Below are 22,972 nucleotides of genomic sequence, written 5' to 3' on the forward strand. Positions count from 1 at the left end.
CTATTGAAGAATTTAACAATCAAATTAATTACAAAAATGTAGCTTAACTTAATGTGCAGTTTTTATTTGCATATCCACAGTAATGTGCCATACATAATGTGACATCATTTAAAAGTATTTCACGAATTTTAATATCTTTTAATGAATCCGTTTGGTAAGCAATATTTCTTCCTTCATCATCAAATTTATGAAAATGTGGTGTATCAACTTTTAGCTCATTTAAAGGAATTAATGGCGTTTTATTTAAATGTGAAAGACCATCAGAATCAAAACGAAAGAATGGTTCTCCAGTCAAACCCGTAGCTCTTAATTTGAATTTAAAATTTCTTTTGTCATCAATTTTTGATTCAATTAATAATTCCACATCCATTTTAATTGTTGAATGTTCTACCTTAACAGATTTTAATCTTGTATCAGCATGATTTTTTTTAATTTCATCTAATATGATTATTTTTTTCTCACAATTTTTTTCACCTGCCAATAGTTTTTCATATTTATCAAAGTGAATTTTAATTTCCTTATTGTTTTTAGTCATAATTTAATTATTTAAAGCGAAATTCACTACCTCACTAGCAACAATCATTTCACTATCATTAGCATGCCTTTCCCATAAATTTTTTTATTCCTTCACATTACTTACCGCTATTATTACATCATTTTCAATTTGACTACTTCTGGTTAATATTAGGTCGAGGTAATCAGCTCCAAGTTTTCTTTTTACTTCAATAATATTAGTTATAAGTTCATCATAATGGTTCTTACCATCTCCTAATATTAATCTTCTCAAAGTGAATTTAGACAGGGTTTTATATTTCTTAATATCTTTTAAAAGTGTACCAATAAATGAAATAAGTTCTTGGTCTAAATCATCTCTTTTTACTTTTAATAATGTTTTTAAAGATGTATTTGCTTTAACTTCTAAAGTTGCTTCAGACTTTCCAGTACTATATTTAGGTTTGTAATCTTTAATTTCTTCATAGGACTTCCAGAATTTTTTAGTTAATGGTTGCCGTTCATCTTCATGTGTACATTTTACAAATTCTAATAATTCTTCAAATGTTTTTTCTGTTGGTTTACCTTCCGTTTTTTCATTTTCAAATTGATGAACTATTGAAAATAAAGCCATTCCTTTTTTTCGCAGAACAACAACATTATTTTCATCATATAATTTTGCCGTTTTGGTTCTATTAGGCAATTTCTTTATTTTTTCAATTATTTCTGGGTGATTATTAAGTATATCGTTGTAATCATTCCTAATTATGGTATTAAGGCTTAATTCTTCAAAGTCTTCGGGATTTTGGCTAATCTTAGTAAATAAACCACTTGGTGTTGGTTCCTCATCTGAATCAAACATTTTAGCATCTTCACCTAATGCACTATGAATTAAAAACATTTTTTGCTGAGCAATTTCTCTGCTTTTTACAATGTCTGCACCTTGGTCTGTCGGAAAAAAATTGTAAATATGTAATTCTTCAAATACTTTGGCACTCATCCTGTTAATCCTTCCTACACGTTGAATCACTCTTGTAGGATTCCATGGAATATCATAGTTGATAATTAGCCCAGCTCTGTTTAAGTTGTACCCCTCAGATAGTTTGTCACTCGTGATTAGCACATCATAATCATCTACTTGATTTTTAAATTTAGCATCAAAATTAGCATTCAATTCCAACGCAAAATTTTTCGTGATATTACCATCACAAAACATAGTTCTTACACCCAATTCTTTTTCAAAAAGCCTTTTCAAATGTCTAACAGTATCCGTATATTCAGTAAATAGAATAACTTTCCTTCTTGGATTAGCTTCTTGATGAAGCACATTTCTAATAGTTTGTAAAACTGCTTTTCGTTTAGGGTCATTTTCCACCAATTTTAAAGTCTTAACTTCATCGTCAATTTTTTCAAATAATAAAATGTCATTTTTTATGTCGGTGATAAACTTATCTTTAAATTCAAATTCAGCAATATCATAAATTTTGGTATGCTTAGGTTTCTTTTTAAATTCAGCATTCTTCTCAAACTCTTCTAATGCTTTTTTAATGGCATCATAAGTAAAATCATCAGCACCGTCATCATCATCATAAATATGTTCAATTACTTTTCTGTCCATTACATATTTACCCGAATGCTCAATAAATGAAAGTACCATTCTATGTGTTCTTAAAAAACGCTCGATACTTTTTTCAAATGCACCAAATGAGCTTTCAAAACGCTTGACCAACAATCTACGCATAAAATCAAATAAGTTACGCTGTTGTTGCAACGCTCTATTGTCGTTTTCAGTTAATTTGTCTTCATCTTTTATCTTACTTTCATATTCAAATGGCTTATAAATAGCTCCACTAAAATTTCCTTCTTCGCTAAAATAATCCGTTATAATCCTGTTATAAAAATCAGATTGTTCTTTAGATAGTTCAAAAAATTGCTCTTCTGGGTCTTTAACTTCAGATAAGTTTTGAACTTCATTTTTGTACTCAAAATCAGTTTTTAAATCTAATCTGTTGCGTCTAAGTACAACTGGTGTAATGATGTTTTTAATATCATTAGCCATTGCTCTCACGTTTTGCCTTACCATATGAATATCTATTGGGGGCTCAATACCAAACAATTTGGTGTAATCGTTTTCGGCTTTTCTAAGCTTATCAACATTTAACGATTGGTGATTTTTTATAATATTAGACAATCGCTTAAAACGATAATTGTAAGCATTAAATCTCCCTTCTAAATCTTGTTCTAATGTAATTCCAGATTGACCAGGGATTATAAATAATTTCAACAATGAAAATATATCAGCTGGTGAATTGTTAAATGGTGTAGCTGTTAACAAAATAACCTTTTTACCTCTACAAATATCTAGTAACGCTTCATAAGCTGAAGTATCTTGGTTTCTAAATTTGTGAGCTTCGTCTACAATAATCACTTCGTAATCTAAATTATTGTTTAAGATACTTTCAGCCTCATTTTCTAAGTTACCAGAACTAGCAATATCCCAATTATGGAGTTTGAATTTATTTTTATATTCCCACCAACCAGTCCCATCTTTTTTGCTTCCAATTAACCCTGGGGGACATAAAATCAATCCTCTTTTACCTAATTGATTAGCTACTAATGAAGCAATTATTGATTTTCCAAGTCCTACCACATCAGCTATTATAACACCATTATAGGTTTCAATAATATTTAAAGCTTGATTAACAGCATCTATTTGATACTTGTATTTTTCAAATCCATTGTCTTCTAAAATACGGTCTATGGCACTGTTAATTTTTTTTACCTCTTGTAGTTCTAAATATGTTTTTAAAATTAGTGTATAGGCTTCATATGGTGTTATAAGCGAAGCTTGACTTTTGTTTTTTAAAAAATCTATAATAACTTTTGTGCCGTTTTCTGCTTCTGTGATGGGAATCGAACTTAACCATAAATCATCAAAATACTTTTCGGCACTTTCAAACCCGTAATCTTTAATTTCTACATTAAATTCCTCTTGTCCATGTAAACCAGCTCTGGTTAAATTACTACTGCCTGTAATAAAACCTTGTTTTAATATTTGCGAATCATTTAACTTAAATAAGTATAATTTAGCGTGATTTGGATTTAATGTTTTACGAATGACCAGCCTACCCTCTTCAAGTAGATGAATGAAAAATGCCATTTGATTATAGAATTCTTCATTATCCATTTCAGCATTGTTGATAGCATTACCCATCGATTTCATAAATTGGGTAAAATGCTCTTCTTGACTCAAGCTATCATCTTTTACACCTACTTCAACAATATTTGACAAATACTTATCTACTTGCAAGCCTACCAGAATTTTTAAAGTCACTTCTTGGTTAGTTTCTAGTTTTTTGTATATCTCTTGCCATCCAGAAAAATAGAAAAAACCAACCAAGAACTTTAATTCTTTACTTGCTGAAATTAAGGTTTCTAAACGTTTTTTTAGGCTATCGTTATTTACGCTATTAGTTATAAAGTTATTCGTCATTATTCAATGGTATAATTTTCGTATTCTTCTTTTGTTAGCATAAATTCGGGGTCTATTACTTTTATTTCGTCATAATTTACTTCATAAAGTTTATATATGAAATTATCTATTTTATTTTCAAGCTCGATTGTTGGTAAATTCTGTTTTTTTAATTCTAAAATAGTATCAATTAATAATGTTATGTTAGATTCGTTTTGTTTCGAAGTTAATTTTATTGGAAGTTTTTGAACAGAATTTGCTTGTATTTCTGAAAATACTTTCTTTGTTGATTTAAATTTGAGAACATATAGATAGTTGAGCAATGTTGAATTTAATATAGCTAAAAGATATTTTAGATTTACTGTGTTTTTTGGTTTGTGATTAACAACTACCAATGTGTTTAAAGCAAAATATTGTTGATTATCATAAGTGAAGATTAGTTTTCCAGATACCCTTCTAAAAAATAATTTTTCGTCACTTTCAAAAATATCTTTACGTTTACAAGAATGTATTCTGTCTAAAGAATAATCCAAAAATTCTCCAGTCCAATTTATACTATATTTATTAATATTTCTCCCGTCAAGCAATTTATAATGATTGCTTTCAGAATTATTATCATATAAAATTGATGCAGATTTATCACCCTTAAGGGCAATTCCTTGGTTAACTAAACATAATTCTTCTAATCTTATAATATTGTTTTGGGTGAATAATTTATCAATAAAAGAATTTGATTTAAAATTAAATGAATAGTTATCTTGTTTAATAAATTCTGAAGAGTTTAACTCTTTTATTAATTCGATAGATTTTAGATTGTCAGATGTTATTTTAATGTTTTTATTAGTTCTTTTTTTCTGAATGAATAAAGTAACATTTTCAACAACTGCATTTTCAAAAGGCATTTTGTCATAATTAACAATTTCATTAAGTTGAAATTTTGCTAAAATTAATTCTCTAGTATAAGTGTAGTAATCTTGAGTCAAAATGGTATTGGGAATAATTAATGATAACTGACCATTTTCGCTTAAATATTCTAATGATAAATGTAAAAAGAAAATAAATGTATTCAATCTTCCTCCAGATGTATTATATCTAGCTTTTAAATATTTTTTATAACTTTCACTGGTGTTCTTTAATTTAGATAATTGGACATAAGGTGGATTCTGTATTATGATGTCAAATCTTTTTACTCCAAACATCCATTCTGGGTCGAACCAAGTAGAAGCATCATCGTTAAATGGATTCCAGCTCATTAATTTGTAGGCTCTGCTATTAGTATCGGCAAACAAGTTGTTTTGAATTACGAATGCTTTTTTTTGAACTCTTAAAAAACGTTCTTTTATTTCATTTTTCTTTTTACCTGAACTTTGCAAATAGTCAGACCTTAGTTGTTCTAATAATTGCAGTTCTTCATAATTATTAAACATTCCTTGCTGTCCACTTTCATCTGGTAACCCAATAAGAGTATTAGCACTAACAAATTTAAACTCTAAGTTAGGGAGCGGCTCAATCCCACGGTTTTCAGCATCATCAACAATATTTTCATCAATTATCAATGATAAAAAACTTCGTAATTTTGAAATCTCAGTAGCTATAGGTTGAATATCGACACCGTAGATAGAATTCTGAATAACGCCTAATTTTCTAATATAATCCGCACTTTCTTTATCTAATTTTTCTTGCATATATTTTCTTGCAAGAGCATTAGGTATGTTTTCAATTTGTTTTTCTTTCCACCAAGAAGCGTCTGGGTCCAATTTATGAAGTACAGTAATTATTTTATGCAATGCTCCCATAGGAAATGCTCCAGAACCACAAGCTGGGTCTAAAATTTTAACAGTATTTAGTGCCTCTAAAATTTCTTCCGTTTGCTCTGAGTCAAATTCATTTTCTCCACCTTCTTTAAATAAATTTTGTAATGCAATCTCATCTTCAACACTTGTTTTAGTTTTTAAATATTGAATGATAGATTGTTCTACCATATAGTCAACAATTTCTCTTGGCGTGTAAAAACTTCCAGTTGCTTTGCGAGCACTTTTTTCTGTATCTGGGTCAATTTCAGCTAATAAATTTTCAAAAATAGTTCCTAACATTTCGGGGTCAATACTTACCTCAGCATCGTTAATACTATTTTCATCAATGGTAAAGTTGAAAGATTCTAACACTTCAAATAATTTAAAAAACCATTTATTTGGGATTTTTAAACCATATGACATTTTATGAATGCCATTGCTATCTCTAGGGAAAAAATCGTAAGGATGAGGTTCAAACAAACCACCATTTAAAAATGGAATAGATTCTTCACCTACTGGTAATTCATAATCTTTTCGTTCATCTTGCTTTTTATTTAAAATTAAGAAAAATAACTTTTCTAAATAATCATGGTAATAATCTAACCCACCATTACTTAATAAATCCACTGTATCAGATGACAACCAATTTTCGGGTATTAAAGGTTTTTTAGCTTCTGATTTTTTATTCTTTAGGAACCAACAAAAAATGGTTCTACCAATAAGCCTAACAGCAAATTCTTGATAAATCTTTCGATTAGCTAAAGGAGTTGAAGGTAACTCTAAAAGGGCATTAAAATCATATTTTTTACTTGCAATAGTTATTTTACCGCCAATTAATTCATAAAACGCTTTGGAAATCTCTTGATAAAATAGCTTGTTTAACGGTTCAACACTAAAGGATTTTATAATTTCATCCAGTGAACTGAAATTACATTCACCAACTTGTTTCTTAAACGTTTTATTTGCTTTTATTGATGATACAAAATAACTATAACGTTTAAAATCTGTGAAATTTCTTTTATTACCTAAGTAATTAGCTTTTACAAAACTGAACCTAAAGTTGCCTTCATCATCAAAAAATATGAATAAAGCCGCATCTTTCAGCTCTTCTTTTAATATCTTTTTTGCAATTTCATATTGATTTTTCTTTCCAGATTTTTCGGTTAACGGGTCTGAAGTTTTTGATGTTATAACTATCAAGTCATCATTTTGAATGGTGGCTTCTCCAATTTTTACAATGGATTCATATTTTTCAAACACTTCGTCATCAAACAAATAACTTAAATCGTCTTCGCCTTGTTTAAAGGTTGGTATTTTGTTTCTTAGGAATTGGGTTAAATTATTTTGACTAAAAGTGTATATGAGGTTATCGATATGCATAATTCGTAGAAAAGTTTAGCCATAAAGATAAAAATTTATATTGTTTAACACCATGTTAATAATAAATATTGGGTGAAAAAAATTTTCATTCTATGAATAATTTTAAGTTTTTTCTTGTAGAATCTATTTTAGCCGATTCATAAAATTATTGTATTTAAACTATTAAAATAGAATAATTATCTCATTTAATAAGGTATTTTAAAAAAATCTAACAGATTTTATTGACTGAATGAGGGTCATATCATAGGGATGCTACTTCAGTGCTCCAAAATCGCCATTTAAAGTCAATAAGACCACAATTGTTAATAATGGCTTAGAATGGTACGGTGCTAATATCAGTACGTTAAGTACATATTAAAGGCCTTTATCTTCGGTATATTTATTCAATAAGAACAATTATTTTGCTAAAAAATATAAAAAAATAATTTTTTAAATAGAGGTGTCTCTTTTCTAAATTACAAAAATATCCGCAGTTTAGTTTAGGGTATTATACCCATGTATAGTAGGGCCTGCGGGGGACAGTCTGAGGGAAGAAACGAGGGGAGTCCTTATGGGGGAAGGGCTACCGATGGGAAGGGTCGGGCAGAATTTAATTTCATAATTTGCTTGACTTATTTTTAAAAATATCTATATTTATAAATGTAGGGTCTATTATCTTACAGCTGGGTTCCAGATAGTAGCTCTATCTGGTTCTCTCCCTAGCTAAACAACAACTGAGAGAAAAAAAATATAATATAAAGAGAGAATAATATTTTATGACCAAATATACCAAGTACAGAACCTTCTGTTTGCCAAAAGAAATTGTTGATTTACTTTTTCTTTCAGCTCATATATCACCTTTAGAAAACAATAAAGAATCAGAAATAATAATAGGATTAACTATTGTAAATGATATATTATCTAAATCAAATCAAAATCGAAATTTAGAAGATTATCCTTTTCATTGTATTCCAATGGATTCTAGATACCTTCAATTGAAATATGGAAATGAATACAATTCATATATGACATGGTTAATAATTAGTAATGTTGTTTGGCATGATTATTATTATGATGGAAGAACAACACATTATTATCTTCAAAGTATGGAAACATATATTCAAAAGATAAATAGTTTATTAAAGATAAATGAGGATAAGATAGAGGATGTAGTTTATACCTATTGTTTACGTAACAACATACAAATATCTCTTGAAAGTACTGCTGTCAAAGGGATGATGGTGACTAGAAAAAGTAGGATTTATGATATGTGGTATAGAGTTAAAATTCCAATTACTAAATCAAATAAAAAGTTCCTAACGAAGGATTACGAGTCTGATTCTAAAGAAATAAATAATGCTCCCACTCATATCAAAAAAATGGGAAGCTATTACAGAAAGAATTTAGAAATAAATTATGATGAAGCAATAGAACATTCTGAGAATCGATATTTAAAAGAACTTGAAGAATCAGCAAATGCGGATGAAGAATCTAAAACTTTTAAACGATATTCATCAAGGATTTCATCCATAAATAACATACATAATGGCCGCAATAATAAAACATTAAGATTTAAAAGGAACGCTACCAATAAAAGATTAGATACCAACCTTACTAACATGGCCAGTGACCTAAGACCTTTTATTGTTGGTTATGAAAACATGTCCTATTTGGATTTGTCTAATTCTCAACCCGTTTTATTCAATATTCTGCTCAAAAAATATCGTGAGGGTGCACCTGGAGAGGTTATAATCGAATTGGATAAATATTTAGAAATTACCACTGACGGTCTTTGGTACGAAGAATTAATTAGGGTATTTGATATTACAAAATATGGAAACCCAGAAACAACAACTTTTGCTACTTATAGAGATACTGCTAAGAAAACTTGGATGTTATTAGCCTATTCCCGAAATACTGATTTGCGTGGGTTAAAGAAAAGATTTGCTGAAGAATACCCATTTATTTCTTCAGTCATGAAATCGATTAAAAAAGAGAAATATGAACAATTTGCAATAACATTACAAATTATCGAGAGTGAAGTTTTTATAGACAAAATTTGTAGAATCTTAGTAAATGAGGGAATTGTGCCCTATACGCTACATGATGGTTTGTTGGTGCCAAATGAATTTGAAAAAAGAACCTTAGAAGTTATGACCGAAGTACTTTTAAAAGAAATTGGAGTTGTTCCGCAAATTAAAATTGAAAACTATAAGCTTAACCAGTTAGATAGAGCAAGTGGTGTTTAGTATTTTTTTAATAAATTAATTATGATGCATATTAACATTGAAGAATTTATAATAAGTTTGGAAGCAAGGATAAAAGAAACATTAAACCTATTTTGCGTATGACTCCAATAATAAAGTTGATTAATTTATTTGAAAGTGTTTTTACTACTTCATTTAAACATACTGCTAGTATGTTGTATAGTGTAACATTTGAAACAAGTAATGTATCAATAACACACAAGAAGGTAATAGAGTTGGAGCACAATTTCACAAATGGCATTCCCACTGGGAAACACGTAGGGCTACAAATAACGATGGATGACATTACTATCGTTAAGCAGAGTCTTTATTCACTTATTCTAGCTTATCAATTAATGCATGAGATAAATGCTACGCCATCAAAATTGAAACTCCATGAAATGATTAAAGAACTGCGAGAAGGAGAATTAAATAAAGATGCAAAACATTTAGCTAAAGACGTTGTTAATGAGATTTTAGCACCGCTACAAACGGGTCAAAAACTAACTAAAAAACAACAAATACATGATTTAGCAACTAAGAAATCACTAGAAAGGCAAATTGACATGTTGAAGAAGCTTGGTAAATAGTGAGTTTGCGTCAATTTCCAATAAAAATAGCAGTGCTAAAACAGTGCTAAATAAACTCAAAATAGCTACTTTTTGAGCATAAAAAAACCCTTTAAACGCTGTTAAAGGGCACTTTTTATGTTAGTGGAGAATATCGGATTCGAACCGATCACCTCTTGCCTGCCAGGCAAGCACTCTAGCCAAATGAGCTAATCCCCCAAACTAGTTCGCAAATATAACATATAAATTTCCCAAAAAGCAAATTTCAAAATACAAATCCATTCTATTTGAAAAAAAGTCAAATCCTCCTTTACTTTTTTTAACTTTACATCAAAATCCCCACTATGGTATCAGAAAACCCAATAGGTTCGCTCTTCACAACAATTGAAAATAATATTGCTACCGTTACATTTGGTCATCCTTCGAGCAATTCTTTTCCAAGAGAATTGTTGGATCTTTTAACGAATGAGTTCACTATTTTGAGCACAAATTCAGCCGTTTCGGTGATAGTTATACAAAGTGGAGGCTCGGGTGCCTTTTGTGCGGGTGCTTCTTTTGATGAACTTTTAGCTGTTTCCAATGAAGAAGCAGGAACACAATTTTTTTCTGGATTTGCGCATTTGATCAATGCAATGCGTTCATGTTCCAAGCTTATCGTCGGGCGCATTCATGGAAAAGCAGTTGGTGGAGGCGTAGGAATTGCTTCCGCCTGTGATTATGCATTGGCTACAAAAAATGCATCAATAAAATTATCAGAATTGGCCATCGGAATTGGTCCCTTTGTAATAGAACCTGTCGTTTCGAAGAAAATCGGAAAAACGGCAATGGCCGAAATGACCCTCGCAGCCCATGAATGGAAAACCGCTGATTGGGCGGTAGCCAAAGGATTATACGCTAATACTTTTGAAACCATAACAGAACTGGATGCCGCAATAGCTGATTTCACTGGTAAATTATCCGGTTACAATCCAGAAGCTTTATTGGAGATGAAAAAGGTTTTCTGGGAAGGAACGCAACATTGGGATACATTGTTGATAGAACGCGCCGCGATTTCGGGTAAATTAGTGTTGTCTGATTTTACCAGAAAAGCATTGTCCCAATTCAAAAAGTGATTTTCGAAGGATTTATTCTGAATTTATTTCAGGAGCTATTTCCTGCTGTACACTATATCTTTTTATAAGGTGAAAAAAAATCACCTTATAAAAAGGATGCCGTTTCCATCAGGGCTAGAACATTTGTGGATTATCAAATTCGGATTACAAACAAAATAATTTCATCCTATCTCCCTCCACTTTGGGGAGGGTTGGGGAGGGAAAATATTTACATCCCATTTCTCATATCAATTTGCTAAATTTGCATCAAAATTAAACTCCAATGAGCAATATCAGAATTACTAAACAATTTAGTTTCGAAACCGGACACGCCTTATATGGCTATGATGGGAAATGTAAAAATGTCCACGGACATAGTTATAAATTGTCAGTAACGGTAATTGGAACCCCAATTTCAGATCGCTCTAATGTGAAATTTGGAATGGTGATTGACTTCACGGATTTAAAGAAAATTGTAAAAGAAGAAATAGTAGATCAATTTGACCATGCGACTGTTTTCAACGGAACAACCCCGCATATCGAATTGGCAAACGAATTAATAGTTCGCGGACACCATGTTATTTTAGTAGAATACCAACCAACAAGCGAAAATATGGTAGTTGATTTTTCTCAAAGAATCATCAGAAGATTACCCGAAGGAATCACCCTTTTCTCTTTGAAATTACAAGAAACCGAATCTTCTTTCGCGGAATGGTTTGCCAGTGATAATGTGAAATCCATACTGTAACTTCATGCAATTACACAATAACAAAAAAATATATTTTGCCTCCGACCAGCATTTTGGAGCACCAACACCCGAATTGAGTTTCCCGAGAGAACAAAAATTCGTAGCTTGGCTCGACGAAGTAAAAGACGATGCTGAAGCTATTTTTCTATTGGGCGATTTATTTGATTTTTGGTTCGAATATAAAACCGTAGTCCCAAAAGGGTTTATCCGTATTTTAGGTAAATTGGCCGAAATCCGAGACAGTGGAATCCCTATTTATTTCTTCGTGGGAAACCATGATTTATGGATGGAAGATTATTTCCAGAAAGAACTGAATATTCCCGTGTTTCATGACAATCAAGAATATACTTTTGGAGATAAAACATTCCTTATTGGCCACGGCGACGGAAAAGGTCCCGGTGATTTAGGATACAAACGCATGAAAAAGATATTTACAAATCCGTTTTTCAAATGGCTTTTTAGATGGCTTCATCCGGATATTGGAGTTAAACTGGCGCAATACCTGTCCGTAAAAAACAAACTGATCTCTGGTGATGAAGATGTGACTTTTCTGGGTGAAGACAATGAATGGTTAATTCTGTATTCCAAAAGAAAATTAGAAACCAAACACTACAATTACCTTATTTTTGGCCATCGTCATTTGCCTATGAAAGTAACAGTAGGAGAAAATGCCGAATATGTGAATTTAGGTGACTGGATTACGTATTTTACTTATGGTGTTTTTGACGGTGAGAATTTTGAGATTAAAAAGTATAAAAATTAAATTATGAAAACTGAAAATAAAGTATCTAAATTTTTTATTCATTTAGGAATTATATTGTTGACTGTTGGTTTTTTATCTATCGACTTGGATGATTTTTCTTTTGAAAATAATAAAAAATCATATTTCAAAATTATCGTTGCAATTGTATCTTTCATGATTTCGTTTTACAGAATTCAAAACGAAAAACATACCAATCAAATTAAAAACTGAAAAGTATATAAGAAAATACTTTTTGTATATTTTGCAATTATCGCAAATAAACCAATCCCTAATTCATTCCCTCTCCATACAAATAATCATCTAGATTTATTTTAAACAAAGTGCCTTCTACCAAATCTTTTACGGCATCTAATTCTTCCATGGAAACGGCCAAATCAATTTGGGAACAAGGTGTTTTTAGTAAAAATTTGTGGCATTTGTTTTTCAGTTCACAATCGTCGCAGCATCTGTTTTGGATATAGCTGTCTTCAATACAACGCTTAAATAGTTGCAGTTCCTGTTGGGTAAAATAAAAACCCATTTCTCTAAAAACCAATTGGACTTTGTCCAGCACAACGTCATTATCTTTTCTCCAGTAGAAAGCAGTGCCTAAATTGTTATGATATATTTGTTTTATTTCTTGCATGTTTCATTAGTTTGAAGCAAATATAAGTATTATTTATATTTGTTCTAAATAATAAAACATAAAAAAGCATAAAAGTTTGGTAAAATAATCTTGAAATTTTTTAATATAGCATGTATAATGCCATTCTACTTTTGTAATAAACAACCGTGCAATTTGTCATTTCGACGAAGGAGAAATCACATCAAGTTATTCAAATTGTGTGATTCCCCCTTGTCGGACACGAGTGATAGCAAACTGGCGAAGCAATGACAATATTACTCGCTATTTTCATGTTCCTCAATATCTTTTTGCAAGTCCAGTTTTCTAAAAGTAGGGAATACAGCTCCTGTAATAAATACAGTAATCAGTGTCATGCTTCCACCAAAGACCACTGCGCTAACAGTTCCCATCAGCTTTGCGGTTAATCCACTTTCAAAAGCACCCAATTCATTAGAGGAACCCACAAATATAGAATTCACGGCTGCAACTCGGCCTCTCATGTGATCTGGTGTTTTCAATTGCAAAATAGTTTGGCGTATCACCACCGAAATCCCATCGAAAACACCGCTTAAAAATAAAGCCGCAACTGACAACCAAAAAATCGATGAAAGTCCAAAAACGATAATACAAATCCCAAACGCAAAAATTGCCGATAACAATTTCATACCTGCATTTTTGGTAAAAGGAATATAAGCGGATATTATTAGCATCAAAAATGCGCCAACTGCCGGTGCGGCTCTCAAAACACCAAACCCTTGGGGACCGACTTTCAAAATATCCTGTGCAAAAATGGGTAACAGCGCTACAGCTCCTCCAAAAAGGACGGCAATCATATCTAGTGATAAAGCACCTAAAATCGTTTTATTGTTGTAGACAAACTTCACACCTTCCTTCAAACTTTCCATAATAGGTTCGCCAATTTTTGGATTCAAAATAGGTTTCGTTGCAATTTGGGTTAAAGCGATTAACGCAAAAAGTGAACACCCCAAAACGATGGACATGGACCAATGAACACCAATCAAATTGATCGAAAAACCGGCTACCGCAGGTCCTAAAACGGAACTTATTTGCCAAACAGAACTGCTCCAAGTGGCAGCATTGGGATATAATTTTTTAGGAACAATCAAAGACAAAAGAGAAAATATCGTCGGGCCAAGAAAAGCACGAACCAATCCACCTAAAAACACGAAAAAGTAAATAGAATATAAAATAGTTTGGGTAGAAAAGTCTTTTATAAAGGGTGGCCATGTAAATAAAAACAAGCCCAAACTAATAATTGAAAATCCTAATATGCATTTAAATAGCAATCCTTTTTTCTCCTTTTGATCGACTATATGTCCGGCAAATAAAGCCATTGAAATGGCTGGAATAACTTCCATTAATCCGATAATTCCTAAGGACAACGGGTTTTTGGTTAAACTGTAAACTTCCCATTCAATGACAATAAATTGCATCGACCAGCCAAAAACCATAGCAAAACGCAATAACAAAAAAATATTGAATTCTTTATACCGCAGTGCCGAATACGGGTCTTTTTTTTTCATATCAAAATAATCATTCTTTAATATCTCGCAATCGCAATTGCAAGCTTATTTTTCCTTTCCATTCGTTTTCATCAATGCAATAGACCGCTTGAAAAGGTTTTTGATGCGTAGTCAGTTCCATTTTGTCACCTAAGTTAAAACCAATTGCAGCAATACCTTCGGAATTATTTTGTTTGACAAAAAGTTTTAGGTGTTCCTCTTCTTGACCCATAGGTTTTCCATAACCAGTGTCTTTAATGTTTTTAGTCAGGAAAATTGGCGTCATATTTTGTGGTCCGTACGGTTCAAATTGTTTCAGAATCCGGATTAATTTTGGAGTAATATCCGCAAAATCAATCTCGGCGTCAACTGCAATTTCGGGTGTCAACATATCCGGATGAATGGTTCTTTCCACTTCTTTTTCGAAAGCGTCTTTAAAGATTTGATAGTTTTCTGCCGCCAATGTCATTCCCGCAGCATACATGTGACCGCCAAATTGTTCCAAATATTCTGTACACGCTTCGAGTGCATTATACACATCAAATCCTTTTACGGAACGTGCCGAAGCCGCATATTTATCGCCACTTTTGGTGAAAACAAGTGTTGGACGGTAATACGTTTCAATCAAACGGGAAGCAACAATTCCTATTACTCCTTTGTGCCAATCTTCTTGAAAAACTACGGAAGTAAAACGTTCTTTTTCATTGTTTTCCTCAATCTGTTGCAACGCTTCTTTGGTAATTAATTTGTCTAAATCTTTTCGTTCAGAATTATATGCCTCAATTTCAGAAGCAAATTGTTGGGCTTGCTCAAAATCAAATTCGGTTAATAATTCTACCGCATGATTGCCGTGTTTGATCCGTCCGGCAGCGTTTATTCTGGGAGCGATGATGAAAACAACATCGGTAATATCTAAAGTTTGTTTTTTTATCTGGTGGATTATAGCTTTGATTCCTGGTCTTGGATCCGTGTTTATAACTTGCAGTCCAAAATAAGCCAGCACCCGATTTTCTCCGGTCATCGGAACGATATCAGCGGCAATGGCAGCCGATACTAAATCCAAATACGGAACCAAATCCTCAATTGTCTGGTTTCGGTTGACACCCAAAGCCTGAATCAATTTGAAACCTATTCCACAACCACACAACTCATCATAAGGATAATTACAATCATCACGTTTTGGATCGAGAACAGCAACGGCTTCAGGCAGAGAATTTCCTGGTCTATGGTGGTCACAAATGATAAAATCGATGTTTTTTGCTTTGGCATACCCCACATGATCAATGGATTTTATACCACAATCCAAAGCGATGATAAGTGAAAACCCATTGTCATCAGCAAAGTCAATTCCTTTAAATGAAATTCCGTACCCTTCATCATAACGATCCGGAATGTAAGTCGCCACGTTTGGATAATAGGTTTTTAAATAGGAAGAAACGAGAGAAACTGCGGTGGTACCATCGACATCATAATCGCCAAAAACAAGAATATTTTCCTCATTTTCAATTGCTTTTTCGATTCTAGAAACTGCTTTTTCCATATCTTTCATCAAGTACGGATCGTGCAAATCATCTAAACTCGGACGAAAAAAGCGTCTGGCATCTTCAAAAGTTTCAATGCCGCGTTGTACTAATAAAGTGGCCACAAAATCTTCTACATTCAATGCTTTCGCCAAATGTTGAACGGCATTTTCGGAAGGTTTTGGTTTTAGGGTCCAACGCATATTGATTAGGAATTATAAAATTGTATTAAGAATTTTGTCAGGTCGAGCGCAGTCGAGACCAACTGATGTGTCTCGACTGCGCTCGACCTGACATCGGATTGTAATTTTATTTTGAAACCAAAGCACTTCCGTAAAATGCAATTCCATCCCATCCGGTTTTCATGAAATTGCGGATGTTTTGGTGATCTGTTCCGTTTGGATTTTGCAAAACATCTTCGTAATAATACGCTCCAAAACAGGCTAATGTTGCTGCTTCTGATAAACTTTGAATTTCAGCGAAAGCAAACAACTTGCAAGATCCTGAATTTTCTCCAGCTGCATTGTGTTGCAAACCATTCTCAAATGCCGTAGGAGTAAAATCGTAGTTATCTTCAATTGTTGCGATGGTTTCTGCAAACGTGATTATTTCTGGCGTTTGCTTTAATTTATCTAAAAAGGATTCTAAATTCATAGTTTTTTATGGGTCATTCTTCTTCCGAAAATTTACTTTTTTTAGGTTCTTTAGTGATAGTTTTTCCACTGATCACGACGACAATTTCACCTCTTGGCGCTATTTTATTAAAATGATCGACCACTTCTTTCACGCTTCCGCGAACATTTTCTTCGTGTAGTTTGGATAATTCTCTGGAAACCGATATTTGGCGGTCTTCGCCGAAAAAGGTAATGAATTCCGCTAAAGTTTTTACTAATTTATGTGGAGAAACATATAAAATCATCGTTCTGGTTTCTTCTGCCAACGCTAAATATCTAGTTTGGCGTCCTTTTTTATCAGGCAAAAAACCTTCGAAAACAAATTTATCATTGGGTAAACCGCTGTTGACTAATGCCGGAACAAACGCCGTTGCACCCGGTAAACATTCCACATCAATTCCGTTTTCAACACAAGCGCGGGTCAGTAAAAAACCAGGATCAGAAATCGCTGGCGTTCCTGCATCTGAGATTAAGGCGATATTTTCTCCGGCTTTTAACCTCGAAATTAAATTCTCGATGGTTTTGTGTTCGTTGTGCATGTGATGGCTGTACATGTGAGTGCCAATTTCGAAATGCTTTAACAATTTTCCGCTTGTACGCGTATCTTCGGCGAGAATCAAATCGACTTCTTTAAGAATCCGAATCGCTCGAAAAGTCATATCTTCGAGATTGCCAATAGGCGTAGGAACGATGTATAATTTTGACATAGATAAAATAATTAAATACAAAATTTAAAGAAAGTCTGTATTTGTTCAAATGTATATTCAGAACAATTCAAGGCGATTTACAAAAATTTTTTCTCTATAATATCCATAAAACGTTCTTCATACTCTTGTTTTCCTTCCCAGTTGTTATAGTCCGGTTTTACCATTTCCTGGATAAAATCTCTGGTTTCATAGAAGGTATCAAATGTGATTAATTGATTTAAAACGCGGTTGTAATCTTCGCTGCTGTTTCCAAAAAGATGTTTTATAAAAGCAATGCGGTCATTTAAATCGATATTGATTCCTTTGGCTAATTTTTCGTTCAGCGAAACTATTTTTGGCTCTACTTTTTCGGTTGGTGCTGCGGGAGTACTTTCTGATTCTGGTTCTTCAGGTTGTAGATTTTCTTTTGGAGTTTCAATAACTATTGCTGTTGGAATGTTATCTACTTGCTGTTTTTTTACAAAAAGCGTGTCGTGATAATTGCCTCCTAATAAATCCTCAAAAGAGATTTGCACCGCTTGCGCTTTCTTTGGCATTTCCAATTCCGTCTGCGTTTCTTCTTCCTGTGATAATTCAAAAGCAGGTTCAAAAGGCGCTTCCGGTTCTGCTGTCTCATCCTCTGCTTCCGTTTCCGTAGCAACAACTGTTTCGCCGACTACCATTTCCTCTTCTTTTTCATGCTCCTCAAGTAGCGCTTCGGCTTGCTCTAAAGGCATTTCGATAGTTTTCTCAGCAGCTGCTTCCTCAATAATTATTTCCTCTTCAGGAATTTTATCAGCTTCAGTTTCTTGGACTTCCACGGCACTTTCTTCTTCCGTTGCAACTGGATCCGGTTCCTCTGAAGGAGTTATTTCTTGGGTTTGTTCCAAAGTCGTTTCTACTGTTTCTTCAACTATTGTTTCTTCTAGTACCGCAACTGTTTGTGGTTGAACGGAATCAGTTGTATCAAAAACAGCTGCGATTTCTCTGCTGATTTCCGTTATACCAATGGTTGGTTTTGCTTCACTGAAATGTTCTTCCACAAATCGTAAGACAGAAAGTTTTTCATATAACTTCTGTGTTTCCAGATATAATTGATTGATATCAGATTTATTTTTTAGCTGTAATATTCTGTGTGCAATGCTGATTAAATCGGCTTCCAATTTTTTTTTCATGTCTGTTGAAATTATAGGGTGTTAAGCGGGTCTTTTTTGATGCGTTTTCGTATTCCGTTTGATATCGTCCCAAGAAAAGGGAATCTTTGTGAACACGATTTTTATTTTTTTAAATAAGTGCTCTCGAATCTCCCATTTGATATAAATTTTATACTTTTGAAACGACGTAAAAGTATACAATTTTTAAGTCGGTTTCTTTATTATAAAGCAATAAAAACTATTCATTTTTTAAGTCAGAAAAATACAAAATGTTTCTCGAAAATACAGTAAATCACAAAGAACAATTTGGTTGGATCGAAGTCATTTGTGGCTCCATGTTTTCGGGTAAGACCGAAGAATTGATCCGTCGTTTGAGAAGAGCGCAATTTGCCAAGCAAAAAGTCGAAATTTTCAAACCAGCAATCGACACCCGCTATGATGATGAAATGGTGGTCTCTCATGATGCTAATGAAATCCGTTCTACGCCCGTTCCCGCTGCCGCAAATATTGCAATTTTGGCGCAAGGTTGTGATGTAGTGGGCATTGACGAAGCACAGTTTTTCGATGACGAAATTGTCAAGATCTGTAACGATTTGGCCAATCAGGGAATCCGTGTTATTGTGGCCGGATTGGATATGGATTTCAAGGGAAATCCTTTTGGCCCGATGCCTGCTTTAATGGCAACTGCTGAATATGTAACCAAAGTCCATGCCGTGTGTACCCGCACGGGAAATCTCGCGAATTACAGTTTCCGCAAAACCGACAATGACAAACTCGTCATGCTGGGCGAAACCGAAGAATACGAACCATTGAGCCGTGCTGCGTATTATCATGCGATGCGGAAAGATCAGGAGAAGTAAATCCTCTCCCCTTCTTAATTCCATTTTTTTCTGAAATTCCCAAGTTAGATAATTCACATACGAATAGGTTTTATTTAAATCCAATAAATTAATGTCTGTTATCACAACTATTCCTTTTTAACAAAACTACAAAAAAAGGATTCTCGTGGAATAACTTTGTTAAATTGATTCCTGCTATAACTGACAAATAGAATTTAGTCTACACGGTTGAACTATATTTGAAACCAATAATCCTAAATCTGCAACTCTGATAGCAATAAAACAGGTGTTATGGTATCGATAACTTGATAAATATCAGATATTTTTTTAAAATAGTTGGTTTTAAGACATGCTACCATAAAAGTACATGCTTGACTTCCTATAATCACTTTTTAAACAAAATAGGTTAGACTATTCAAAATTTGATGCGTATTGACTTAAAAATTACACCTCTAAATTAACCATTAAACCAATCAACTCCTTTTGGGTTGTTATCCCTTTATCGTGCAAATACCAGAGTTGTAAGTTGGTTTTTAAAGTTTCGTCAATAACGCCAAATTCTTTTTTATAATCCGCAACCAAATCAGCAGCAGCTTTAGGTCTTGGTCCCCAACTACCGAGTATAGCGCCTGTTGTTTTAGCGACAACGATCAATATAGGAATTGATTTTTTTTTGTTCGTCAGATATAAGTTCATTAATTCTTCATTTTCATCACGCAGCACAATTCTCAAGTCAATTTTGCCAGATTGCACTGCCATTGTATTCATGATTGGCAACAACTGAGCAGCATCTCCGCACCAACCTTCTGAAATTACCACCCAAATGTATTCACTTTTTAGATTCTTTAACTTAATCTGATTTTCTTCCGTAATTGTAATGGTTTTGTCCAAGCGATGCATACGGGTTTCATTCAGGGTGCTATACTGCGTCAAATTTTCGGATTGTTCCTTTCCTGTGGATTTTCCTTCCAATATTAAATCTGAAATAAGTTTTCTGTATTCGGTATAGGAATGACTGTTAAATAATGCTTTAGCTACAGGAATTTTCATAATACGTAAGTTGTTTACACAAAGTTAGCATAAAATTGGCCTATAAAGATGACTTATATCAGTTTCAATTCTACAAAAAGTGTATTTTTATCCTAAATTACAAAGATGGATTTAAAAACAAAATCGATAGGATTAGTTCTCTCCGGAGGCGGTTCTAAGGGTATTGCTCATGCTGGCGTGATCAAATTTTTAGAAGAAAAAAACATACGCCCGTCTCAGATAGCGGGCACGAGCGCAGGTGCTATTGTTGGTGCAATGTATGCCTGGGGAAAGACACCGGAGGAAATTCTGGAGTTTTTCAAGTCGATCTATCTTTTTCATTGGAAACATTTGACCTTTAAAAAGGCGGGGTTGATTGATTCAGAATCCTTCAAAAGTTATTTTCATACTATTTTTGGAGAGGCCGTTTTGGGCGATTTAAAAATTCCAATTCAAATTACAGCTACCGATATGGTTCGAGGAAAACTAAAAATATTTGCCCCCGAAACAAAAATTACAGATGCTGTTTTAGCTTCCTCGGCGTTTCCGGGTATTTTGTCCCCTTATGAAATAAAAGGAAGCATTTATAGTGACGGAGGTATCCTAAATCATTTTCCAACAGATATCCTGCAAGGACAATGCGATACCCTGATTGGTGTTTACGTGAGTCCCATTCAAAAAATAGACGCCAAAGATTTGAATACGATCAAAGCGGTAACGACTCGGGCTTTTGATATTCTTTCGGCAAATTCTAATATGCATAAATTTAACATCTGCGACTGGATCATAGAACCAAAGGATTTATGCCTGTACAGTACGTTTGAAACCAACCGAATTAAAATGGATGCCGTATTTAACATTGGCTATGAAGCCGCAAAAAAATCGTACGAAAAACTAAATTTATAAAATTTAAATAACGCATTTTTTAGAAAACAGAATATGTCTATATTTGCACCAATCAACTCAACACACACATGAAATACAAAAGAATTCTTCTTAAACTAAGTGGAGAAGCTTTAATGGGCGACTTGCAATACGGAATTGACCCAAAAAGACTAGCTGAATACGCTGACGAAATTAAACTAATTCATGATAAAGGAGTAGAAATAGCGATTGTAATAGGTGGTGGAAATATTTTTAGAGGAGTTGCCGGAGCCAGCGCAGGAATGGACAGAGTGCAAGGAGATTACATGGGAATGCTGGCCACTGTGATCAACGGAATGGCCCTACAGGGTGCACTGGAAGAAAAAGGAATGAAAACCCGTTTGCAAACGGCGTTAAAAATGGAATCCATTGCGGAACCTTATATCAAAAGAAGAGCAGACCGCCACCTGGAGAAAGGAAGAATTGTAATTTTTGGAGCCGGAACCGGAAATCCATATTTCACAACAGATACCGCAGCCGTTTTACGGGGTATTGAGATCAATGCTAATGTGATTCTAAAAGGAACTCGCGTGGATGGTGTGTATGATTGTGATCCGGAAAAAAATCCATCTGCCGTAAAATTCGATTTTATTTCCTTTGAAGATGTCCTCAAAAAAGGATTGAATGTAATGGACACAACCGCTTTTACATTAAGCCAGGAAAATAAATTACCAATCGTGGTTTTTGATATGAATAAAGTAGGCAATTTATTGAAAATCTGCGAAGGAGAAAACATAGGAACCGTAGTAAATATATAGTTAATGGTTCCTGGTTATAGCTTTTGGATTGCTCCAAATTTCTAAAACCCAAAACCCAAAACCCAAAACCTAAAAAAATGACTGAAGAAATTGAATTTATATTAGATAGCACCAAGGAATCCATGACCGGTTCTATTGCACATTTAGAAAAAGAATTTTTGAATATTCGTGCCGGAAAAGCATCTCCTGCCATGCTGGGAAGTGTTTTTGTTGATTATTACGGATCGGCAACACCGCTTTCGCAGGTATCAAAAATCAGTGTGCCTGATGCCAGAACAATTACGTTACAACCTTTTGAAAAAAACATGCTGCACGTGATTGAAAAAGCAATTATGGTGGCCAACATTGGTTTTAACCCAATGAATAACGGTGATGTAATTATCATCAGTGTTCCTGCACTAACTGAGGAAAGAAGACGTGATCTTGCCAAACAAGCCAAAGTTGAAGCCGAAGACGCTAAAGTGGGTATCAGAAATGCCAGAAAAGATGCTAACACTGAGATCAAAAAATTAGAAAAAGAAGGAACATCAGAAGACATTTGCAAAAGTGCCGAAGAAGAAGTGCAAAACTTAACCAATAGTTATATCCGTAAAATAGATGAACTTTTAGTGGTGAAAGAAGCTGAAATCATGAAGGTGTAATTCCTTTTCAAATCCTATTAAAAATCCGTTCGCTTAGGGGAACGGATTTTTTTATTGTTATTTTTGCGATACCAAAATGAGATTATA

At 33.4% G+C, this 22,972-nt stretch carries 20 protein-coding genes and 1 tRNA gene; 10 read left to right on the forward strand and 11 right to left on the reverse strand.

The features are described from left to right. Positions 1-43: 43 nt before the first annotated feature. The 3 genes from EKM03_RS00005 to EKM03_RS00015 form a co-directional block, all read right to left on the reverse strand. Entirely contained in the window at positions 44-535 is a 492-nt protein-coding gene (locus EKM03_RS00005; protein WP_126739662.1) for a hypothetical protein, read from the reverse strand. 84 nt (positions 536-619) lie between these two features. Next, positions 620-3,985, reverse strand: coding sequence for a helicase-related protein (locus EKM03_RS00010; protein ID WP_126739663.1), 3,366 nt, complete (start codon positions 3,983-3,985; stop codon positions 620-622). Continuing rightward, positions 3,985-7,137, reverse strand: a complete 3,153-nt coding sequence (locus EKM03_RS00015; protein ID WP_126739664.1) for a TaqI-like C-terminal specificity domain-containing protein — start codon at positions 7,135-7,137, stop codon at positions 3,985-3,987. The genes EKM03_RS00010 and EKM03_RS00015 overlap by 1 nt, the downstream gene beginning before the upstream one ends. A gap of 788 nt (positions 7,138-7,925) precedes the next feature. Here EKM03_RS00015 and EKM03_RS00020 point away from each other — a divergent pair. Both EKM03_RS00020 and EKM03_RS00025 read left to right on the forward strand, forming a co-directional pair. Continuing rightward, positions 7,926-9,365, forward strand: a complete 1,440-nt coding sequence (locus EKM03_RS00020; protein WP_126739665.1) for a hypothetical protein — start codon at positions 7,926-7,928, stop codon at positions 9,363-9,365. Between the two features lie 98 nt (positions 9,366-9,463). Then, on the forward strand, positions 9,464-9,952 hold the full coding sequence (locus EKM03_RS00025) for a hypothetical protein (RefSeq protein ID WP_126739666.1): 489 nt from the start codon (positions 9,464-9,466) through the stop codon (positions 9,950-9,952). A 124-nt stretch (positions 9,953-10,076) separates the two neighbouring features. On the opposite strand, the gene EKM03_RS00030 is transcribed toward EKM03_RS00025, so the two are convergent. Continuing rightward, positions 10,077-10,150 (reverse strand) — tRNA-Ala (locus EKM03_RS00030). Positions 10,151-10,275: 125 nt separating this feature from the next. On the opposite strand from EKM03_RS00030, the gene EKM03_RS00035 reads away from it, so the two are divergent. The 4 genes from EKM03_RS00035 (at position 10,276) to EKM03_RS00050 (ending at position 12,743) form a co-directional block, all read left to right on the forward strand. Then, positions 10,276-11,043: an enoyl-CoA hydratase/isomerase family protein gene (locus tag EKM03_RS00035; RefSeq protein WP_126739667.1), complete on the forward strand. Its 768-nt coding sequence runs from the start codon at positions 10,276-10,278 to the stop codon at positions 11,041-11,043. A 262-nt stretch (positions 11,044-11,305) separates the two neighbouring features. Continuing rightward, complete coding sequence (locus tag EKM03_RS00040) at positions 11,306-11,770, forward strand: 6-carboxytetrahydropterin synthase (protein WP_126458035.1); 465 nt, start codon at positions 11,306-11,308, stop codon at positions 11,768-11,770. 4 nt (positions 11,771-11,774) lie between these two features. Beyond that, positions 11,775-12,533: a UDP-2,3-diacylglucosamine diphosphatase gene (locus EKM03_RS00045; RefSeq protein ID WP_126561296.1), complete on the forward strand. Its 759-nt coding sequence runs from the start codon at positions 11,775-11,777 to the stop codon at positions 12,531-12,533. Between the two features lie 3 nt (positions 12,534-12,536). Beyond that, entirely contained in the window at positions 12,537-12,743 is a 207-nt protein-coding gene (locus EKM03_RS00050) for a hypothetical protein (protein WP_126515206.1), read from the forward strand. A 58-nt stretch (positions 12,744-12,801) separates the two neighbouring features. Here EKM03_RS00050 and EKM03_RS00055 read toward each other — a convergent pair whose 3' ends face one another. From EKM03_RS00055 to EKM03_RS00080, 6 genes are all read right to left on the reverse strand, one after another. Continuing rightward, complete coding sequence (locus EKM03_RS00055; RefSeq protein WP_126458028.1) at positions 12,802-13,158, reverse strand: hypothetical protein; 357 nt, start codon at positions 13,156-13,158, stop codon at positions 12,802-12,804. Between the two features lie 254 nt (positions 13,159-13,412). Continuing rightward, entirely contained in the window at positions 13,413-14,681 is a 1,269-nt protein-coding gene (locus tag EKM03_RS00060; protein ID WP_126739668.1) for an MFS transporter, read from the reverse strand. 10 nt (positions 14,682-14,691) lie between these two features. Further along, the gene (gene recJ, locus EKM03_RS00065; protein WP_126739669.1) at positions 14,692-16,383 is read right to left on the reverse strand and encodes a single-stranded-DNA-specific exonuclease RecJ; all 1,692 of its coding nucleotides are present in this window, start codon (positions 16,381-16,383) and stop codon (positions 14,692-14,694) included. Positions 16,384-16,489: 106 nt separating this feature from the next. After that, positions 16,490-16,834: a HopJ type III effector protein gene (locus EKM03_RS00070; RefSeq protein ID WP_126553003.1), complete on the reverse strand. Its 345-nt coding sequence runs from the start codon at positions 16,832-16,834 to the stop codon at positions 16,490-16,492. Between the two features lie 13 nt (positions 16,835-16,847). Beyond that, positions 16,848-17,561 (reverse strand): 16S rRNA (cytidine(1402)-2'-O)-methyltransferase, encoded by a 714-nt coding sequence (rsmI, locus tag EKM03_RS00075; RefSeq protein WP_126451961.1) that lies wholly within the window; start codon positions 17,559-17,561, stop codon positions 16,848-16,850. Positions 17,562-17,638: 77 nt separating this feature from the next. Continuing rightward, complete coding sequence (locus EKM03_RS00080) at positions 17,639-18,715, reverse strand: hypothetical protein (RefSeq protein WP_126739670.1); 1,077 nt, start codon at positions 18,713-18,715, stop codon at positions 17,639-17,641. A gap of 248 nt (positions 18,716-18,963) precedes the next feature. On the opposite strand from EKM03_RS00080, the gene EKM03_RS00085 reads away from it, so the two are divergent. Then, complete coding sequence (locus EKM03_RS00085) at positions 18,964-19,554, forward strand: thymidine kinase (protein ID WP_126451959.1); 591 nt, start codon at positions 18,964-18,966, stop codon at positions 19,552-19,554. Positions 19,555-19,977: 423 nt separating this feature from the next. On the opposite strand, the gene EKM03_RS00090 is transcribed toward EKM03_RS00085, so the two are convergent. Then, on the reverse strand, positions 19,978-20,583 hold the full coding sequence (locus EKM03_RS00090) for a thioredoxin family protein (protein ID WP_126552997.1): 606 nt from the start codon (positions 20,581-20,583) through the stop codon (positions 19,978-19,980). Positions 20,584-20,688: 105 nt separating this feature from the next. Here EKM03_RS00090 and EKM03_RS00095 point away from each other — a divergent pair, with 105 nt between their 5' ends. The 3 genes from EKM03_RS00095 to frr all read left to right on the forward strand — a co-directional run bounded on the left by EKM03_RS00095 (position 20,689) and on the right by frr (position 22,885). Further along, on the forward strand, positions 20,689-21,468 hold the full coding sequence (locus tag EKM03_RS00095; protein WP_126451957.1) for a patatin-like phospholipase family protein: 780 nt from the start codon (positions 20,689-20,691) through the stop codon (positions 21,466-21,468). A gap of 68 nt (positions 21,469-21,536) precedes the next feature. Next, positions 21,537-22,244, forward strand: coding sequence for a UMP kinase (pyrH, locus tag EKM03_RS00100; protein ID WP_126458007.1), 708 nt, complete (start codon positions 21,537-21,539; stop codon positions 22,242-22,244). Positions 22,245-22,321: 77 nt separating this feature from the next. After that, positions 22,322-22,885, forward strand: a complete 564-nt coding sequence (frr, locus tag EKM03_RS00105; RefSeq protein ID WP_126451955.1) for a ribosome recycling factor — start codon at positions 22,322-22,324, stop codon at positions 22,883-22,885. Positions 22,886-22,972 lie beyond the last annotated feature (87 nt).

This window comes from Flavobacterium sp. GSP6 (assembly GCF_003984855.1).
Classification (GTDB): domain Bacteria; phylum Bacteroidota; class Bacteroidia; order Flavobacteriales; family Flavobacteriaceae; genus Flavobacterium.

What these genes read in the sequence shown, in the direction of transcription:
- EKM03_RS00005 (WP_126739662.1), bottom strand. Translation starts at nt 535, where the DNA reads ATGACTAAAAACAATAAGGAAATTAAAATTCACTTTGATAAATATGAA.
- EKM03_RS00010 (WP_126739663.1), bottom strand. Translation starts at nt 3,985, where the DNA reads ATGACGAATAACTTTATAACTAATAGCGTAAATAACGATAGCCTAAAA.
- EKM03_RS00015 (WP_126739664.1), bottom strand. Translation starts at nt 7,137, where the DNA reads ATGCATATCGATAACCTCATATACACTTTTAGTCAAAATAATTTAACC.
- EKM03_RS00025 (WP_126739666.1), top strand. Translation starts at nt 9,464, where the DNA reads ATGACTCCAATAATAAAGTTGATTAATTTATTTGAAAGTGTTTTTACT.
- EKM03_RS00035 (WP_126739667.1), top strand. Translation starts at nt 10,276, where the DNA reads ATGGTATCAGAAAACCCAATAGGTTCGCTCTTCACAACAATTGAAAAT.
- EKM03_RS00040 (WP_126458035.1), top strand. Translation starts at nt 11,306, where the DNA reads ATGAGCAATATCAGAATTACTAAACAATTTAGTTTCGAAACCGGACAC.
- EKM03_RS00045 (WP_126561296.1), top strand. Translation starts at nt 11,775, where the DNA reads ATGCAATTACACAATAACAAAAAAATATATTTTGCCTCCGACCAGCAT.
- EKM03_RS00050 (WP_126515206.1), top strand. Translation starts at nt 12,537, where the DNA reads ATGAAAACTGAAAATAAAGTATCTAAATTTTTTATTCATTTAGGAATT.
- EKM03_RS00055 (WP_126458028.1), bottom strand. Translation starts at nt 13,158, where the DNA reads ATGCAAGAAATAAAACAAATATATCATAACAATTTAGGCACTGCTTTC.
- EKM03_RS00060 (WP_126739668.1), bottom strand. Translation starts at nt 14,681, where the DNA reads ATGAAAAAAAAAGACCCGTATTCGGCACTGCGGTATAAAGAATTCAAT.
- recJ (WP_126739669.1), bottom strand. Translation starts at nt 16,383, where the DNA reads ATGCGTTGGACCCTAAAACCAAAACCTTCCGAAAATGCCGTTCAACAT.
- EKM03_RS00070 (WP_126553003.1), bottom strand. Translation starts at nt 16,834, where the DNA reads ATGAATTTAGAATCCTTTTTAGATAAATTAAAGCAAACGCCAGAAATA.
- rsmI (WP_126451961.1), bottom strand. Translation starts at nt 17,561, where the DNA reads ATGTCAAAATTATACATCGTTCCTACGCCTATTGGCAATCTCGAAGAT.
- EKM03_RS00080 (WP_126739670.1), bottom strand. Translation starts at nt 18,715, where the DNA reads ATGAAAAAAAAATTGGAAGCCGATTTAATCAGCATTGCACACAGAATA.
- EKM03_RS00085 (WP_126451959.1), top strand. Translation starts at nt 18,964, where the DNA reads ATGTTTCTCGAAAATACAGTAAATCACAAAGAACAATTTGGTTGGATC.
- EKM03_RS00090 (WP_126552997.1), bottom strand. Translation starts at nt 20,583, where the DNA reads ATGAAAATTCCTGTAGCTAAAGCATTATTTAACAGTCATTCCTATACC.
- EKM03_RS00095 (WP_126451957.1), top strand. Translation starts at nt 20,689, where the DNA reads ATGGATTTAAAAACAAAATCGATAGGATTAGTTCTCTCCGGAGGCGGT.
- pyrH (WP_126458007.1), top strand. Translation starts at nt 21,537, where the DNA reads ATGAAATACAAAAGAATTCTTCTTAAACTAAGTGGAGAAGCTTTAATG.
- frr (WP_126451955.1), top strand. Translation starts at nt 22,322, where the DNA reads ATGACTGAAGAAATTGAATTTATATTAGATAGCACCAAGGAATCCATG.